This is a genomic window from Streptomyces cavernae, assembly GCF_004023625.1.
GTDB lineage: Bacteria > Actinomycetota > Actinomycetes > Streptomycetales > Streptomycetaceae > Streptomyces > Streptomyces cavernae.
In genome coordinates, this window is record NZ_RPDJ01000085.1 from 1 (window position 1) to 15,737 (window position 15,737).

Annotated in this window: 14 protein-coding genes and 1 pseudogene; 6 read left to right on the forward strand and 9 right to left on the reverse strand. The window is 69.2% G+C overall.

What is annotated here, in order from left to right; all coding sequences use genetic code 11:
* Positions 1-485 precede the first annotated feature (485 nt).
* The 3 genes from EF387_RS49850 to EF387_RS45260 are packed head-to-tail and all read right to left on the reverse strand — an operon-like array spanning position 486 to position 2,242.
* Entirely contained in the window at positions 486-581 is a 96-nt protein-coding gene (locus EF387_RS49850; RefSeq protein ID WP_338058170.1) for a putative ATP-grasp-modified RiPP, read from the reverse strand.
* Positions 582-624: 43 nt separating this feature from the next.
* On the reverse strand, positions 625-1,317 hold the full coding sequence (locus EF387_RS45255; protein WP_128382407.1) for an SIMPL domain-containing protein: 693 nt from the start codon (positions 1,315-1,317) through the stop codon (positions 625-627).
* Between the two features lie 4 nt (positions 1,318-1,321).
* Positions 1,322-2,242 carry a hypothetical protein gene (locus EF387_RS45260; RefSeq protein WP_128382408.1) on the reverse strand — a complete coding sequence of 307 codons (921 nt, stop codon included), beginning with the start codon at positions 2,240-2,242 and terminating at the stop codon, positions 1,322-1,324.
* An 86-nt stretch (positions 2,243-2,328) separates the two neighbouring features.
* Between EF387_RS45260 and EF387_RS45265 the strand changes: the two genes are divergently transcribed.
* Both EF387_RS45265 and EF387_RS45270 read left to right on the forward strand, forming a co-directional pair.
* On the forward strand, positions 2,329-3,000 hold the full coding sequence (locus tag EF387_RS45265; RefSeq protein WP_202918591.1) for a response regulator transcription factor: 672 nt from the start codon (positions 2,329-2,331) through the stop codon (positions 2,998-3,000).
* Positions 2,997-4,265: a sensor histidine kinase gene (locus EF387_RS45270; RefSeq protein ID WP_128382410.1), complete on the forward strand. Its 1,269-nt coding sequence runs from the start codon at positions 2,997-2,999 to the stop codon at positions 4,263-4,265. Before EF387_RS45265 ends, EF387_RS45270 begins: the two co-directional genes overlap by 4 nt.
* A 506-nt stretch (positions 4,266-4,771) precedes the next feature.
* On the opposite strand, the gene EF387_RS45275 is transcribed toward EF387_RS45270, so the two are convergent.
* From EF387_RS45275 to EF387_RS49855, 4 genes are read right to left on the reverse strand one after another with little or no spacing between them, the layout of a single operon-like run.
* Positions 4,772-6,031 (reverse strand): ABC transporter substrate-binding protein, encoded by a 1,260-nt coding sequence (locus EF387_RS45275; RefSeq protein WP_128382411.1) that lies wholly within the window; start codon positions 6,029-6,031, stop codon positions 4,772-4,774.
* Complete coding sequence (locus tag EF387_RS45280) at positions 6,028-7,197, reverse strand: branched-chain amino acid ABC transporter permease (RefSeq protein WP_238432076.1); 1,170 nt, start codon at positions 7,195-7,197, stop codon at positions 6,028-6,030. Before EF387_RS45280 ends, EF387_RS45275 begins: the two co-directional genes overlap by 4 nt.
* Complete coding sequence (locus EF387_RS45285; RefSeq protein WP_128382412.1) at positions 7,190-8,080, reverse strand: branched-chain amino acid ABC transporter permease; 891 nt, start codon at positions 8,078-8,080, stop codon at positions 7,190-7,192. The genes EF387_RS45280 and EF387_RS45285 overlap by 8 nt, the downstream gene beginning before the upstream one ends.
* Entirely contained in the window at positions 8,077-9,657 is a 1,581-nt protein-coding gene (locus EF387_RS49855; RefSeq protein ID WP_128382413.1) for an ATP-binding cassette domain-containing protein, read from the reverse strand. Before EF387_RS49855 ends, EF387_RS45285 begins: the two co-directional genes overlap by 4 nt.
* Positions 9,658-10,328: 671 nt before the next feature.
* Between EF387_RS49855 and EF387_RS45295 the strand changes: the two genes are divergently transcribed.
* Together EF387_RS45295 and EF387_RS45300 are read left to right on the forward strand one after the other, a co-directional pair.
* Positions 10,329-11,720 carry an alpha/beta hydrolase family protein gene (locus EF387_RS45295; protein ID WP_128382414.1) on the forward strand — a complete coding sequence of 464 codons (1,392 nt, stop codon included), beginning with the start codon at positions 10,329-10,331 and terminating at the stop codon, positions 11,718-11,720.
* A gap of 64 nt (positions 11,721-11,784) precedes the next feature.
* Complete coding sequence (locus tag EF387_RS45300) at positions 11,785-12,654, forward strand: PaaX family transcriptional regulator (RefSeq protein ID WP_128382418.1); 870 nt, start codon at positions 11,785-11,787, stop codon at positions 12,652-12,654.
* Between the two features lie 51 nt (positions 12,655-12,705).
* Here EF387_RS45300 and EF387_RS45305 read toward each other — a convergent pair whose 3' ends face one another.
* Positions 12,706-13,566, reverse strand: coding sequence for a PaaX family transcriptional regulator (locus EF387_RS45305; RefSeq protein ID WP_162467355.1), 861 nt, complete (start codon positions 13,564-13,566; stop codon positions 12,706-12,708).
* A 176-nt stretch (positions 13,567-13,742) separates the two neighbouring features.
* Between EF387_RS45305 and EF387_RS45310 the strand changes: the two genes are divergently transcribed.
* Together EF387_RS45310 and EF387_RS46990 are read left to right on the forward strand one after the other, a co-directional pair.
* A complete protein-coding gene (locus tag EF387_RS45310; protein ID WP_128382416.1) occupies positions 13,743-14,891 on the forward strand; it encodes an acyl-CoA dehydrogenase family protein in 1,149 nt (382 codons plus the stop codon).
* Positions 14,892-15,123: 232 nt separating this feature from the next.
* Entirely contained in the window at positions 15,124-15,267 is a 144-nt protein-coding gene (locus tag EF387_RS46990) for a hypothetical protein (RefSeq protein WP_155589846.1), read from the forward strand.
* Positions 15,268-15,333: 66 nt separating this feature from the next.
* On the opposite strand, the pseudogene EF387_RS45315 reads toward EF387_RS46990, so the two are convergent.
* Positions 15,334-15,598, reverse strand: a pseudogene (locus EF387_RS45315) (transposase); the annotation flags it as partial.
* Positions 15,599-15,737 lie beyond the last annotated feature (139 nt).

Below are 15,737 nucleotides of genomic sequence, written 5' to 3' on the forward strand. Positions count from 1 at the left end.
CTCCTTCGAGCTTTCGACAACTCGAAGATCAGCCGGTGGCCGTTCTTCTATCCGGACACTCACTCCGACGCCGGGACAAACACCCGGATCAGGTGGGAGCCCATACACCACTTCTCAGGACGCAACCCCGAGCTTCCGGACCGCCCCCGACGAGTGACGGAGGCTCGCCGAGCCGATCGGCCGTCACCGAGAGCAACTCCGGTGCCGCAGGGGGAGCCGGGATGTGCCTGCATTGTGTCCGTGCAGCCCCTCCGCGCGGGCCGAAAGCTGCGGGAGACAGGAATCTGGCCCTCGTACACGGCAACAAACCACGACTCCCGGATCGCGCGGGCGCCCGGGGCAAGCTGGCTCCACCAGCTTCAAGCATCGGTGAACGTTCGACCTCGACCCGGACGAGCGGTGCCGTTCTCCCGCCCTGCGACAGCGGCAAAGGGCAGGAGGAGCTGACGCGATGAAGTCCGCGGCCGTCACCGCACCGGTGTGGTTCACCGCGGTGCCGTGCCGGTCGTACGGGACGTACCGTGCTTGCCCATCTCGACCACCTGACCGGCGGCGTCAGTGCCTCCTGTGTGGTCTTGCACAGTGCGGCCCTCTTGTGTGCGCAGGAGAGCGGAGCGGTTTCGGTCACAGTCGCGGTGGGGTCATGACGAAATGGGCTTCGACTTGGGCGGTGACGATCTGTCGTCCGGGTTGCAGGTGTATGGCGTCTGGCGGTTCGGCTCCGTCGAGGCCCTCGGTGCTGACAGCGCCGTACGGGCCGTAATCGGCCGACACCGGGGCGTTGAGGCTGCTGTCGGAGAGCTCGACGAGGGCGACAAGGGTGGCGTCGAGGGCCTCAGCGTATTCGCGGGCGCGGCGGACGGCGTCGTGGACGGCGGTGCGGCGTGCTGCGCGGTGGACGGATGAGTCGGGGCGCAGGGCCCACCAGGGACCGTCGACGCTGGTGAGGTCGAGTTGGGCGAGGCGGGTGGTGAGTTCGCCGAGGGCGGTGAAGTCGGTGAGTTCGGCGGTGGTGCGGACGTGGCCATAGTAGGCGCGGACGCGTTCGCGGCGGCCGCGTTCGGTGAGTTGGGGAGTGATGGCCAGCGTGCCGGTCTCCAGGCGTTCGACGACGTCGCCGTAGCTTCTGATGAGGTCGAGGGCGGCGGTGTTCCGGCGGGTGAGGTCGCTGAGGGTGTCGCCTCGATCGGTGCCGCGGGCGGTGACGGTGATGCCGATACGGGCGAGGTCGGGGTCGACTTCGAGGTGGGCTTCGCCGCGGACGGCCACGCGGGGTGCGGTGGGGGTGCCGTAAAGGTGGGATGGTTGTCCGGTCATGTCGTCAGCAGGTTCCACCGCCGCCGCTGACGAGGCGAAGGTTGACGGGCGGGCCGGCCGACGGTGTCCCGTGGAGCAGTGTCTCCCAGGTCCGGCCGAGCGGATCCCCGCCGAGCAGGGTCGCGATGCTCGGGTAGTACGCGTGGCCCATGTTGCTCGCGCCGCCGGACCACTTGAGGAGGAGTTCGTCGTCGAACGCCGCGTGCATGGAGGAGACACGCTCAAGGGCGATCTTGGCGGTGAACTCTCCGACAAGAGGATTCGCCTCGGTGCGGTTGAGTGGGGCGAAGCAGGAGCCCTTGGCGCTTCGGACGGCCCTGGTCGCGTTGGTGATCTTTCCGGTCAGTTCCCCGTGGACCGGTGACTTGGCGAATGCGATACGGACGGGGAGGGTTGCGCGGGCGGCGTAGTCACCCTGTCGGGTGCGGACACCGATGGTGCCCTCCATGGCCCGGCCGGCAAAGGCGGCACGAAGGACCGCGTTCTCCTCGATGTCCGCCACCGCTTTGATCTTGGTGACGGTGCCTTTGGAGATCGTCGCGAGGTAGATCGTGTCCGCGTAGGCGGTACGGCCGTTGTCGGCTCCCGCTTTCAGTTGCCTGGCGACGGCGGCGGCGAGCGGCAGATCGCCGCCTCGGGTGTGGAACGTCGTTCCGCCGCGCTTGAGGGCTCCGTAGCGCTGTGTGCGGGACGGGTCGCCTGGCAGTCGGATCGGCTTCTTTCCCGGAAAGAGTTTCGTGCAGTGCACGATGCCGTTTCGCTGCGTGGAGGCCGCGCAGATTCCGGAGAGAGCCTGTGGTGTGGCGCTGTTCTCGTCCGGGGCCATGGCGGCCGTGCTGGTCCCGCATCCGGTGAGCACAAGGGCGGCGAGCGCGACGGCCGTCGTCAGACGCCTGACGCGGAAGCTTGGGGTGGTCGTGTTCATGGCGGCAAGCTTGCCGGGTGGTGCCTGAAACGCTTCTGAAGGCCATCTTCAGGATTTTTTCAGCTCGGATGGCGGAAACTGAGCGGATGCGCCTGCTTCTGGTCGAGGACGAACAACGACTCGCCGACGTCATCAAGTCCGGACTGGTGGACAAGGGTTTCGCCGTGGACGTGGTCGGTGACGGCAGCGAGGCCGTCTGGATGGCCGGTGAGCACCAGTACGACGCGATCGTGCTGGACGTGATGCTGCCAGGCCTCAACGGCTTCGCCGTGTGCCGGAAGTTGCGGGAAGCCGGCAACTGGACACCGATCATGATGCTGACCGCCATGGACGGTGAACTCGACGAGGTCCAGTCGTTGGACAGCGGTGCGGACGACTACCTGGCCAAACCGTTCTCCTTCGCGGTGCTGCTGGCGCGGCTGCGGGCTCTCGTCCGCCGCGGGGCGCAGGAACGGCCCGCCGTCATCGAGGTGGGGGATCTGCAGGTGGACCCGGCGGCGGCGTGCGCCCGGCGCGGCGGCGTACACATCGCGCTGACTCCCAAGGAGTTCGCTGTGCTGCACCTGCTGGCCCGCCGGGCCGGCCAGCTGGTGACCAAGACGGAACTGCTCCAGCACGCCTGGGATTTCGCCTTCGACGGCGATCCCAACATCGTCGAGGTCTACATCAGTGCCCTGCGCCGCAAGATCGACGCGCCGTTCGGGGCCCGCACGCTGACAACCGTGCGAGGCAGCGGCTATCTTCTGGAGCTTCCGTGAACCGGCTGTCGGTGCGGCTGCGGGTGACCCTGGCCGCGACCGTCATCGTGGCCACGGTACTGACCGCGGCCTCCCTGGTGCTGATCCTCACGTTGCGCGACAGTCTGCAAGGCGGTGTCGCGGACGAGGCAGCCCGAAAGGTCAGGGCCAGTGCCGCGGCACTCAAGGAGGGCCCGCCCCTCGACGCGGCTCCACCCGGTGAGGTGGGCAGCGCGGAGCCGACACCGGAGAAGAGCGCGAACGGTGCCGGCACGGGCGGCGAGAAGGTGGTCCTGGCCGACGGCTACGCGACCGCCAGCACGGTCGTGGACACCATCGACGGCCCCGTGACGGTGAAGGCCCGCGTCTCGCTGGCCCCCGTGCGGAACGCCCTCGACATGCTTGAGCAGTTGCTCTTGGTGGGTGTCCCGGCGCTGGTGGTGCTGATGGCCGTGATGACATGGCAGTTGATGGGCCGGGTGCTCGCCCCGGTGGAATCGATCAGGACCACCTTCGCCGACATCACCGCCAAGAACCTCCACCGCCGCGTGCCCGAGCCCGTGACCCGCGACGAGGTCGCACGTCTCGCCCGGACCATGAACGTCACCCTGGGCCAGCTGGAGTCCGCGGTGGATCGGCACAAGCAGTTCGTCGCCGACGCCGCCCACGAACTGCGCAACCCCGTCGCCACGCTGAGCGCCCGACTCGAACTCGGGATGACGCAGGCACCCGCCCTCGTCACCGAAGCACTGACCGACGTGGCCCGTATCAAGGAGCTGACCGGTGATCTGCTGCTCCTCGCCCGGCTCGACGGCGGCGAACCACTGATCGGCACAGATGTCGATCTGGCACAGGTGGCGGCCGAGGCCACCGCACGCCCGGCCCCAGTGAAGATCGCGCTGGAGCTGGAGTGCGACGTCATCGTGACCGGCTCCCGCTCGCACCTGGAACGCATGGTGGCCAATCTCGTGGCGAACGCGGTCCGTCACGCCGCCTCTCAAGTCACCGTCCGGGTCACGGCCGACGGGCTGGACGTGATCGACGACGGCCCGGGCATCCCGGCTGCCTCCCGTGAGCAGGTGTTCCAGCGCTTCCATCGACTGGACGAGGCCCGGGCACGCGACGCGGGCGGATCCGGACTCGGCCTGGCCATCGCCCGCGACATCGCCACCGCCCACGGAGGCACCCTGACGGTCCAGGACACACCGCACGGCGCGCATCTGGCGTTCCGCATCACCACGCCAGGCGGACCGAACAATCCGGTCGACCGGCCGCGCGCAGAATGATTTGGCTGACCAGACTGCGCGACGGCGCGCGGCCGATGCGGCCAGGACCTGGCCCGGCGTGCGGGCCACGATTCCAGTCCCTCGTTGCGCATCGTGCGTTCCTTCAGAGGTGGGGAGTTACGGTTGCGGTGCCGGCCCGCCGGGAACGGAGCGTTTGCCGACGCAGTGGCCGGACGTCCGGCCGGCCCGTGGTCGGGCCGCCGTTTCCGCGGTGGTCCTCTTCGGATGCGCGCCCCTTCCAGCGGTGGTCGGAGCGGCTCGGTTCCATCCTTGGTGGTGACGCCGGGTTGGCGAGGGGCGAGTGCACGGCCTGTCCGGGTCGGCCGATCGCAAGCGTGAGGATCCAGGAATGAGGGGAGGTCCGGCACCGGTGTGCCCGAGAGAGCATGGAGACCACCGGCGCCCGAGCCGGGTGGCCCGGCGGAGCAGGTCATCGTGACGCGCTCTGCCGGGCCGGTGGTCGGAGAGCTGGGAACTCGGCTCGCTCCGTGGGTTGGGGGCAGGGCTCACTTGAAGGTGTAGCCCTTGCCGCTGGGGCCCTCGAAGGTCTCGCCCAGCTTGAGACCGCCCGGTGTGTCGGCGTCCGCACGGGAGACGAAGACGGTGCGCGTCGGCGGCTGCGACGGGTCGGTGTAGTCGAGAGACGTGGTGAGCAGGCCGTCCAGGTCGAGGTCGGAGGTCTTCCGCATCGCTTCCACGACACCCTCCGGGGTCAGGTTCCCGGCCTCGCAGGCGCCCTTCATGGCATCGGTCAGCAGCTCCGCCTGCGCGTACGCCAACGGCACCTCAAAGCCCTTCGCCCCCTTGGGCGCGGCGGCCTCGTAGAGGTCCACGGCCTTCTTGACCCCCGGCTCGTCCGAGCTGTACGGGGCCGTGCTGGTGAACGCGTAGTAGTTCTTCAGCAGGGCCGGGCCGGCCGGGCTGTCCAGCAGGGCCGGGTTGAACGTCGGGGCGTGACCGATGACCGGGACGTTCACCTTCTGGGAGGCGAGGACGCCGGCGAGCGAGGCGAGCTGCGGGGGAGCGGCGGCAAGGATCACCGCCGACGCCCCGGCCTTCTTCAGCGCCGACGCCTGAGCGGACATGTCGGTGTCCTTGGGGGTGATTTCCTGCGGCACGATCTTGAGGCCGCGCTTTTCGGCCGCGTATTCCGCACCGGCCAAGGAGTCGTTGCCGTAGTCCCCGGTGAAGTAGACGACGCCCACCTTGTCGCCCTTCTTCACTCCGAGCTCGTCGACCAGGTAGTCGATGGCGTTGGCGGCCTCGACGCTGTAGGTCGTGCCGGGTATCTGGGCGTTGTCGTACTTCAGGGAGTTGCCCGCCCAGCCGAAGCCGCCGAGGTAGAGGTGGTCGGCCTGGGCCAGGGGCAGGACCGCAGCCGACGTCGGGCCGCCCAGCACCTGCTGCAGGGCGAGGACGTTCGGTGCCATGCTGCGGTAGAGCGTGACGGCCTTCTGCGGGTCGTAGCCGTGGTCCTGAACGTCCACTTTCACCTGGCGGTCGCAGACGCCGCCGTCCTTGTTGACCTGGGCGTAGTACGCCTTCGTCTCGGCCACCTGGACCGCGGCGCCGGCGGCGAAGGGCCCGGAGAGGTCGGTGAGCATGCCGACCGTGATCGCGTCGTCGGTGACACCGGCGCCCGCCTTGACGTCGCTCTGACCACCGGACCCGTTTCCGGAGGCGTTCGGGTCCTTGGTGGAGCACGCGGCGAGCGCGACGATGCAGCAGCCGGCGATGGCCAGCGTGGTGCGGGTGCCGTTTCTCATGACTTTTCCTCCGAGCGGGTGGAGACGGCGGGTTGTGAGGGTGGGGGTTCCGTCGCTCCGGACGGGTCCGGCGACGGTGTGGGGACAAGGGGTGGGCCACCTGTGCCGCGTTGGTGTGCTGAGCGCCGGTGGCGGATGCGGCTCGCGGCGCCGGCCAGGCCGCCGCGCAGGAAGAGCAGGACGGCGATGATGGCCGCGCCGTAGAGCAGCCGGGCCAGGGTCGCCGCGTCCAGTCCTCCGGAACCCGGAGCGGCGAGGAACGGCAGCTGGGAGCTGTACTGCGCGAGGACCAGCGGCAACGCGACCACGAACACGGCGCCCGCCGTGGCGCCGGCGATCGAACCGAGGCCACCGAGCACGATCATCACCAGAAAGTCGATCGACAGCTGGATGCCGAACAGGTCGGGCGCGATCCGGCCGTACGCAAGGGCCATCAGCGCACCGGCGATCCCGGCGTAGGCGGAGGAGATGACGAACGCGGTGGCCTTGGCTCGGGCCACGTTGACGCCCATGGCGGCGGCTGCCACCTCGCTGTCGCGGACGTTGGCCAGAGCCCGGCCGGTGCGGCCGGCGCGGAGGTTGCGGCCCAGCCAGGCGGAGAGCACTGCGATGCCGAGGAACAGGTACCAGAGCCGGTGGAGGCCTTCGAACTGGACGCCGGCCACAGCGAGGTAGTCCGGGGCGGCATTGCTGAAGCTGAAGCCCGGCACGGAGAACGGCTCGACGGTCCGGCCGTTGAATCCACCCGTCAGTGCCTCGAGGTTGACCATGAGATGCCGGGCGAGGAAGACCAGCCCGATCGTGGCCAGGCCCAGGTAGATGCCTCTCAGGCGGCCGGAGATGGGGCTGAAGAGGCCGCCTACCACGGCGGACACCACTCCCGCGAGGACCAGCGCGACGAGCGGCGGCAGCCCGAGGCCGGCTTCCTGTCCCGCCGGATCACCGACCGTCCACGCGTAGGTGTACGCGCCCAGGGCGGCGAAGAAGGCGTGACCCAGGGAGAGTTGGCCGGCGACGCCGACCAGGAGAGTGAGACCGATCGCTCCGACGACCGAGGCCATGGCGAACAGGCCGGTCTGCAGCCAGAAGTCGTCGAGCAGCAGGGGGAGCGCGAGGGCGACGAGCAGGCCCAGGACCATCGGGCCGCGGCGGATGAGATCAGACACGGACCGCCTCCTTACGGCCGAACAGCCCGGACGGCCGCACGAGCAGAACGAGGATCATCACGGCATAGGGCACGACTTCGCCCAGGCCGCGCCCGAGGAAGTGCAGCTCTGCTTCGTAGCCGACCGCCAGCGCGGTGACGACACCGATGATCAGGCCGCTGACGATCGCACCGACGACGGAGTCGAAGCCGCCGAGCACCCAGGCGGGGATGGCGGCGAAGGAACTGAGCGCAAGCGTCGGCGCCACGCCGGGCGCGGGGAAGGACGCGAGGAAGATGCCTGCCACCGCCGCAAGTGCTCCGGCCAGAGCCCAGCCGGCGGCTCCCGTGCGTGAGGGCCTGACGCCCATCATTGCCGCGGTGTCGCTGTCCGCGGCCGCGGCCCGCATGGCGATGCCGGCGCCGGTGCGCGCGAACAAGAACCAGAGCAGGCCGAACACGACAATGGCCAGGCCGGCGGCGACCACTCGGCTGGTCGGCAGGGTAATGCCGCCGACGGACACCACGTCCGCCCCCCAAGGGGCGCCGATGGAGAGCACGTTGTTGCCGATACGGCGGGTGAGCTCGGTCAGCAGCACGATGTCGACCCCGAGCATGAGGATGGCCGCTGTCCCGGGATTGGCCTCGGCCAGGTTGCGCACGAGGAGCGCGTTGATCAGTACCCCGAGCACGGCCGCACCGACGACGCCGACGGCGGCCGCCGCCCAGAAGCCGATCGGCCCCTGCAACGAGGCCACGAGGTATGCGCCGCTCAGCAGCACGGATCCGTGCGCGAAGTTCAGTACGCCGGTCGAGGTGAACACGATGACGAAGCCGACGGCGATCAGGCCCAGGATCAGGCCGTAGGACAGGCCGTTGGCCAGTTGGGTGAGGAAGTAGGTCATGCCGCCGCCGTTCCGAGGTAGGCGCGCAGGACCTCGGGGTCCTGCTGTACGTCCTGGGGTGATCCCTCGGCAATGCGCTTGCCGAAGTCGAGTACGGTGATCCGTTCGGCCAGGCCCATGACGAAAGGCATGTCGTGCTCCACGAGCAGGATCGACAGCCGCAGTTCCTGCTGGACCGCCCGGATGGCGTCCGCCATGGCCATGGACTCTCCGTGGGCCATACCGGCGACCGGCTCGTCGAGCAGCAGCAGCGTAGGCTCGGCCGCCAGCGCGCGGCCCATCTCCACCCGCTTGCGGTCGCCGTAGGAGAGGGCGTGCACCTCATGGCCGAGGAGTCGCTCGATGTCGAGCAGGGCGGCGATCCGGTGCACGGTCTCGCGCTCGGCGCGCTCCTCTTTCCTCGCCCGGGGCAGCCGGAGGGCCTGCATGACGGTACCGGCGTGCATGAGGCGGTGCCGGCCGACGAGCAGGTTGTCCTCGACAGTGGCCTCCAGCGACAGTGAGATGTTCTGGAAGCTGCGGGCGACACCCAGGCCGGCGATCCGGTGCGACGGCAGGGCGGTGACCTTGGAGTCGCCGTAGTGCACCGTGCCGCTGGTGGCGCGGTAGGCGCCCCCGAGGACGTTGATGCAGGTCGACTTGCCGGCACCGTTGGGGCCGATGAGCGCGTGGATCGTCCCGGCCTCGACGGTGAAGGACACGTTCGACAGCGCGGTGAGGCCGCCGAAACGGACGGTCAGATCCTCGACCCGCAGCTGCTGGGCTTTTCTGGACGGGCGCTGCAGGTGCACCGGCACATCAATCGGTTCCTTCACAGCGGCCGTCCGCTGAGGGGAAGTGGAGCCCACACCGAGGTAGCGGTCACGGATCTCGTCGGTCGCCGCCAGCTCGGCCGAGGGCCCTGAGGCGGTTATCGCCCCGACCTCGAGCACGTAGGCGTGGTCCGCGACGCGCAGGCCCATCGCGGCGTTCTGCTCGATGAGCAGCACCGACGTGCCCTGCGCATGGATCTGCTCAATGATGTCGCCGATCTGCTCGACCATCTGCGGGGCCAGGCCCAGCGACGGCTCGTCGAGCAGCAACAGCTTGGGCGACGCCATCAGCGCCCGGCCCATCGCGAGCATCTGCTGCTGTCCGCCGGAGAGCAGGCCGCCGCGCGCATCGCGGCGTTCCGCAAGGGCCGGGAAGAGGTCGAAGACCCGGTCGTACGCCTCCTTGCGGGCACGCTTGTCGCGGACGGTGCAGCCGCCCACCCGGAGGTTCTCCTCGACGGTGAGGTCGCGGAAGATGCGCCGCCCTTCGGGGACTTGGACGATCCCCGCGCGGACCATCTGGGAGGCGTCCCGCTGGGCGAGGTTCCGGCCCTCGAAATGGATACTGCCGCCAGTGACCGCGCCATTGACGCTGTGCAGCGAGCGGGAGATCGCCCGCAGCAAGGTCGTCTTGCCGGCACCGTTGCTGCCGAGCACTGCCACGACGGAACCGCTGTCCACCCGCAGGGAGACCCCGCGCAGTGCCTGAACGGCGCTGTCATAGGCGACGGCGAGGTCGTCCACAGTGAGGAGTGGATCGGGCACGAGAAGCCTTTCCGTCAGGGAGAGGAAAAAGAGATGCGGCTCGCGACCCGGCGCGGAGCGTCGGCAGGTCGCGGCTGGTGCGCTTGACGTCAGGCAGAAGTTAGATGTGTTCGTGACGCACGTCAATCATCTGTCTAATAACAAAAATGGGGGCGAAACTGAGGCGGATTGGGCGTCAATGGCGGGAAGCGGCGAGAGGCGACGGCGGGCGGGGGAGGGCCGTTCCGTGATCACCGTCCGCCGACACGGGTGTTCGGCTTCTTCGGCGAGGCGGTCCGGCGTCGCGCCCTGCCGTCGATCCCGACGGTGGTCTTCCCCGGGCCGCTCGGTGGCTGGGCGCGCTCTTGCCGAACGGGCCCGTCGGTAACCGTCACCGGTCCGCCGGCCGCCGTCGATCCCTATCGGGCGGGGGCCGACGCCGGGTCGGAGCCGGTGCGGGTCGGCGATGCGGCGCAAGCAGATCCAGGGCCCACTCACGAGACATTGTGCAACTTCTTGACGGTCGCAGCAGCTGCGCCTACCTTCGCGGTGTCATTCCTCCGGACGACGAAAACCGCGAAGGCCCGGTGAGCCTCGGGCCGGGCTCGTACAGAACGACTGCACAGATCGATCCGGTGCGCGGCCTGCTGCCCACTGCCGCCGCGTAGCTCCAGGACAAAGGAGTCCGCTTCGTGAAGTCCCGTATCAGCAGACGCTCGCTCGTCGGCCTGGCGGCGCTCCTGCTTGCCGCACCCCTCGCCCCGGCCGCCCACGCGACCGAGACCGATGCCCACCTGGAGGGCGCGCTGCCGTCCGGCGCGACCTACGTCATGGACAAGCCGGGCTCCTGGAACGGCACGGTTCTGCTGTACAGCCACGGCTACAACCCCGCCGGACTGCCCAACCCCGCACGCAACGCCCCCGACGACGCCACCAAGTCCTTGCTGTTGAAAGACGGTTACGCGCTCATCGGCTCCTCGTACGCGAGCAACGGCTGGGCGGTGACCGACGCGGTGCCGGACCAACTCGCCACGCTCGACGCCTTCGCCTCGCACTTCGGTCCCGCCCGGCGCACCATCGCCTGGGGCACCTCCTACGGTGGGCTGGTGACCGCGATGATCGCCGAACGTCACCCCGACCGCATCAGCGGATCACTGTCGATGTGCGGCTTGCTCCAGGGCGGCGTGGCCAACTGGAACAACACCCTTGACCCGGTCTTCGCGTTGAAGACGCTGCTCGCACCGGACATGGCCATCCCCCTGACCGGCCTGGGGAGCCGGGAGGCTGCCGCCGAGGCGGCCGACACGCTGGCCTCGGCCGTCACCGAGGCGCAGCAGACGGCCTCCGGGCGGGCCCGTATCGCGCTGGCCGCGGCCCTGCAGGACATCCCCGGGTGGAACGACCCCTCCCAGACCCGGCCGGCACCGACCGACTGGGACGCCCAGCAGGCCAACCAGTACCAGGCGCTCATGCTCCAGTTGAGATTCCCCGCCTTCTCCTGGCGGCAGGAGGCCGAGAGCCGGGTCGAGGGCAACATGTCCTGGAATTCGGGTGTCGACTACACCACGATGCTCCACCGCGCGCCCCTCTACAAGGAGGTCGGCGAGCTCTACGCCAAGGCCGGTCTCTCCCTGAAGGCCGACCTCGCCACACTGAACCGAGCCCCCCGCATCGCCGCCGACGCCAAGGCCGTCGAACGGATGGCCCTCACCAGTTCCTTCACCGGCCGGCTGACCAAGCCGCAACTGACTGTCCACACCACCGGCGACGGCCTCATCCCGGTATCGGCGGAGAGTGCCTACCGCCGCACGGTCACCGCGGCAGGCTCCGCACCTCTGCTGCGCCAGGCATTCGTCGAGAACGCCGGCCACTGCACGTTCAGCAGCGCCGAGCAGTCCGCCGCCCTGCACGCCCTGGAGACCCGCATCACCACCGGCCACTGGCAGGGCACAGAGCCCGCCGCCCTCAACGCCCGCGCCTGGCAGGACGACCCCGCTGTGCCTGCCCGCTACGTCCGCTACCACCCGGCACCGCACCCGCGCCCGTATGACCTCGCCCACCCCGCCGACCGGTACCGGCCCTGACGCCACGCCGCCCGCCGTGCCCACGGTGGGCGGCCTTACCCTTGCCGACGTGACACTCTCCGAGATGAACTCTTCCGACCCGTATGACGGGTACCTCGGTGCCGCCCCGACCGCGTCCAGCAGTCCGCAACTGCGCCCGCAGTCGCTGCTGCTCGCCTTCTTCGGCGACCATGTCCTGGAAGAGGGCCCGCTGTGCGTGTACTCGGGCAGCATCATCGACGTCCTCGGACGTGTGGGAGTCGGCGAGCACGCCGTCCGCTCCACCCTCACCCGCATGGTGAACCGCGGCCTGCTGCAGCGCCGGCGGCAGGGGCGCCGCATGTACTTCGGCCTGACCCCGCACGCTACGCAGATCCTTCACAAGGGGCGGAAACGTGTCTGGCACACCAGCGCGGTCAACGACGACTGGGACGGCACCTGGACCCTGCTCGGCTTCTCGCTGCCCGAAGCCTGGCGGCACCGGCGTCACGACCTGCGCTCGCGGCTCACCTGGGCCGGCTTCGGCCCCCTCTACAGCGGACTGTGGATCGCACCGGGTGACGTCGACATCTCCGAGATCGTCGCCGAGCTGGGCATCGCCGCCCATGTGAAGATCTTCCACGCGCGCGCCGACGCCGCCACAGACATCGGTGTGATGATCCGCGACACCTGGGATCTGGAAACCGTCGCCGCCCGCTACACCGCCTTCGAGGAACGCTGGATCACGCACCTCGGCGATTGCTCCGTCGACCCGCTGGCCACCCACCTGCGCCTGGTCGCCGAGTGGCTGGGGACCATCCGCACGGATCCCCGGCTGCCCGCCCGGCACCTTCCCCCGAACTGGCCCGCCCGCTCGGCAGAAGGGATTTTCCGGCGCATAGCCGAGCAGACGGGGGAGCCCGCCCGGCGGGTGGCCGCCGAACTGCTGGAGACGGCGCTTCTCGAGTCTTCCTGAGCGGTGCTCGCGCGCCTGGCACCTGTTCGGCGGATCGTGCCGCGGCGGGCGTCACTGCTCGATGGGGTCTCCGACTACGGAGGCGACGTACTCGAAGGCCATGGTCTCGTGGAGTCTTCTGAGCTCGTGGGCGAGTTCCTGGGCGTCCTCGCCGCGCCAGCCCTCCGGCAGCAGTTGTGTCGGCAGGCCCGGGTCCAGGTAGGGGAAGCGCATCCACTGCTCAAGGGCCAGGGTGTAGACGGCGAAGGCGTCGCCGGGTTCGCGGACGCGGTCCGGCCCTGTGACGGCGGTCAGTACCGGGGACCAGGAGCTCAGGTACTTGTCGTATGAGACGGCGAGTTCTTCGAGGTTCCAGGCGCGGCGGGCGAGCGTGGCGGTGTCGCCGAGACCTTCGTGGTGGGCGGTGAAGGCGTCGACGTACTGTTCCAGGCCGAGCCGGCGTACCCATTTCAGAACAGTGGGAAGGACCCGGGCGGGGGCGATCCACAGTCCGCTGTCGAGATGGCCCATGCCGAGCCAGACGAGGCGTTTGCGCAGGGTGTACCGCTTCTCCCGCTCGGCTTCGGGGACGGAGAACGAGACGATGACCCAGCCGTCCTCCAGCCGGGCCGGTTTCAGCGGGGCGTAGACGACCTCGTCGCCCTCCTCGAAGATGAGCCGCGCCTTGGCGGTCGCAGCATAGCCGCGGACCGTCCCGCGTCGCTGCGGCGCCAGCAGGTCGCGGCGGGTCATCCGGGTCACGGCCGAGCGGGTCGCCTGGGCCGGCACTCCCAGCCTCTCCATGAGCGTGATCAGGTCGGCCACCGAGGACCAGCCCCGCAGCAGCCGTGAGTAGTGCCCGTAGACGGCCAGGATCAGCAACTGTGTGCTGTTCTTCGCCTCGTCCTGCGGCAGGTCCACGCGCAGTGTCATCCCTCGCCTCTCGTCCCGCGGACTTCGCGTCCCCATTTTCGCCCGGGTCTCAGCACGCCCCTTCTCACCTGGACCTGTCCGAGTTTATGTCGGATCACTTCCGGTCGGATCAGGTACGACATACTCTGCTTCCCTGGGCGCAGCGCGCCCGATGCACGATCGAGGAGGCATTCCGTATGAAGCGCGAGCTCTACGACACCGACCACGAGGACTTCCGGGGGATGGCCCGGGCTTTCGTCGCCAAGGAGGTCACCCCGCATCTCGCGTCCTGGGAGGCTGCGGGCGAAGTGGACCGGTCGCTGTACCGGGCGGCGGGAGCCGCCGGACTGCTCGGGCTGGGTGTGGAGGAGGAGTACGGCGGCAGCGGTGTGGACGACTTCCGCTACAACGCGGTTCTCATCGAGGAACTGTGCCGTGCGGGTGCCACCTCAATCTCCATGAACCTCAACGGCTTCACCGACCTGATCGCCCCCTACTTCCGCGAACTCGCCACCCATGAGCAGAAGACTCGCTGGCTGCCGGGACTCGCCGACGGCAGCCTCGTCGCGGCCATTGCCATGACCGAGCCCGCCGCCGGCAGCGATCTGCGCGGAATACGCACGCGTGCCGAACGGCAGGCGGACGGTTACCTGCTCAACGGTGCGAAGACCTTCATCAGCAACGGCATGCTCGCCGACCTGGTGATCGTGGTGGCCCGCACCACCGCCGAGGGCGGGCAGGAGGGGCTCAGCCTCTTCGTCGTCGAGCGGGGGATGCCCGGCTTCGAGCGCGGCCGCAAGCTTCACAAGCTCGGCCTGTCCGCCCAGGACACCGCGGAACTGTCGTTCACCGGCGTGCCCGTACCGGCCGCGAACCTGCTCGGCGAGGAGGGACGGGCCATGGAGTACCTGAAGCGGAACCTGCCGCAGGAGCGCATCAGCGTCGCCGTGACCGCGGCCGCCACCATGCGGCGGGTCCTGGACGAGACGATCGCCTATACCCGGGACCGGGTCGTCTTCGGACGCCCGCTGTCCAAGCTTCAGGCGACCCGGTTCACCCTGGCCGAGCTGGCGACCGAGACGGAGATCGCCCAGACCTTCACGGACCGCTGCGTCGCCGCACTGGTCGCCGGCCGCCTGACGGCCACCGAGGCGGCGATGGCCAAGTGGTGGGTGACCGAACGCCAGCAGCAACTCGTCTCCCGGTGCCTGCAACTGCACGGCGGATACGGCTACATGACGGAATACCAGATCGCCAGGGACTTCGTCGACAGCCGCGCCAGCACCCTGTTCGCGGGCACCACCGAGATCATGAAGGAGATCATCGGCAAGTCGCTGCTGCGTTGACGCGCACAACTCGTGAGGCGCGTCGGTCAACGATCGCTCTCTGAATCCCGTGTCTCCCGGTCCCGCCCAGCATGCTCGACCGGCGTAGGCCCATTGATGATGGGGAAAACCATGCCATTCAGCTCAAGAGTCCAGGCCAGAGGTATCCTGAAGCGCTCCGGGTCTGGTGGAGGCTCGATTCCCTGACAGGATCGAGTCATGGCACGTCCGTCCCCCTACCCTGCTGAGCTTCGTGAGCGTGCGGTGCGCATGGTCGCGGAGAAAGAAGATCCGCACCACCATCCGGGACGACGGCCACGAGCGGGCCGACGACCTGCTGCAACGTGACTTCTCCGCGTCCGGTCCCAACGAGCGGTGGGTCGCCGACTTCACTTGACCGCCCGGGAGAACACGTCCACGACGAACGCGACGTAGACGGTCCCGGACCAGGTGGCCACGTCCGGCGTCGACGCCTCAGTCGGCACCGTCGGTGATGCCCTACCAGGGACAAGTCCGTCGGCCCCCGGCGGGGCGGCCTCAGCGATCAAGCCTTCGAGCAGTGCGGTGAAGACGCCGGCGTCCCTCCACACCCGGAAGCGGCCGTAGACCGTCGGCCATGGGCCGAACTCGCCCGGCATCTCCCGCCACTGACTGCTGGTACGGAACCGCCAGATCACCCCCTCGAACTGATCCCGCAACCGCTCGGGGTGCGGCCCGTACTCGCCTATCGCTCAGGAACGGCTGTCGGGTAGCGGGGACGCATTGCTGCGTCCCCGCCCCCTCAGAACCGGGCATGCCCGGTTTCCAGGCACCACGGCTCAAGCAAGCCCCGAGGGCTTCACGGTGATGCAGAGACTGCGAGTCTCC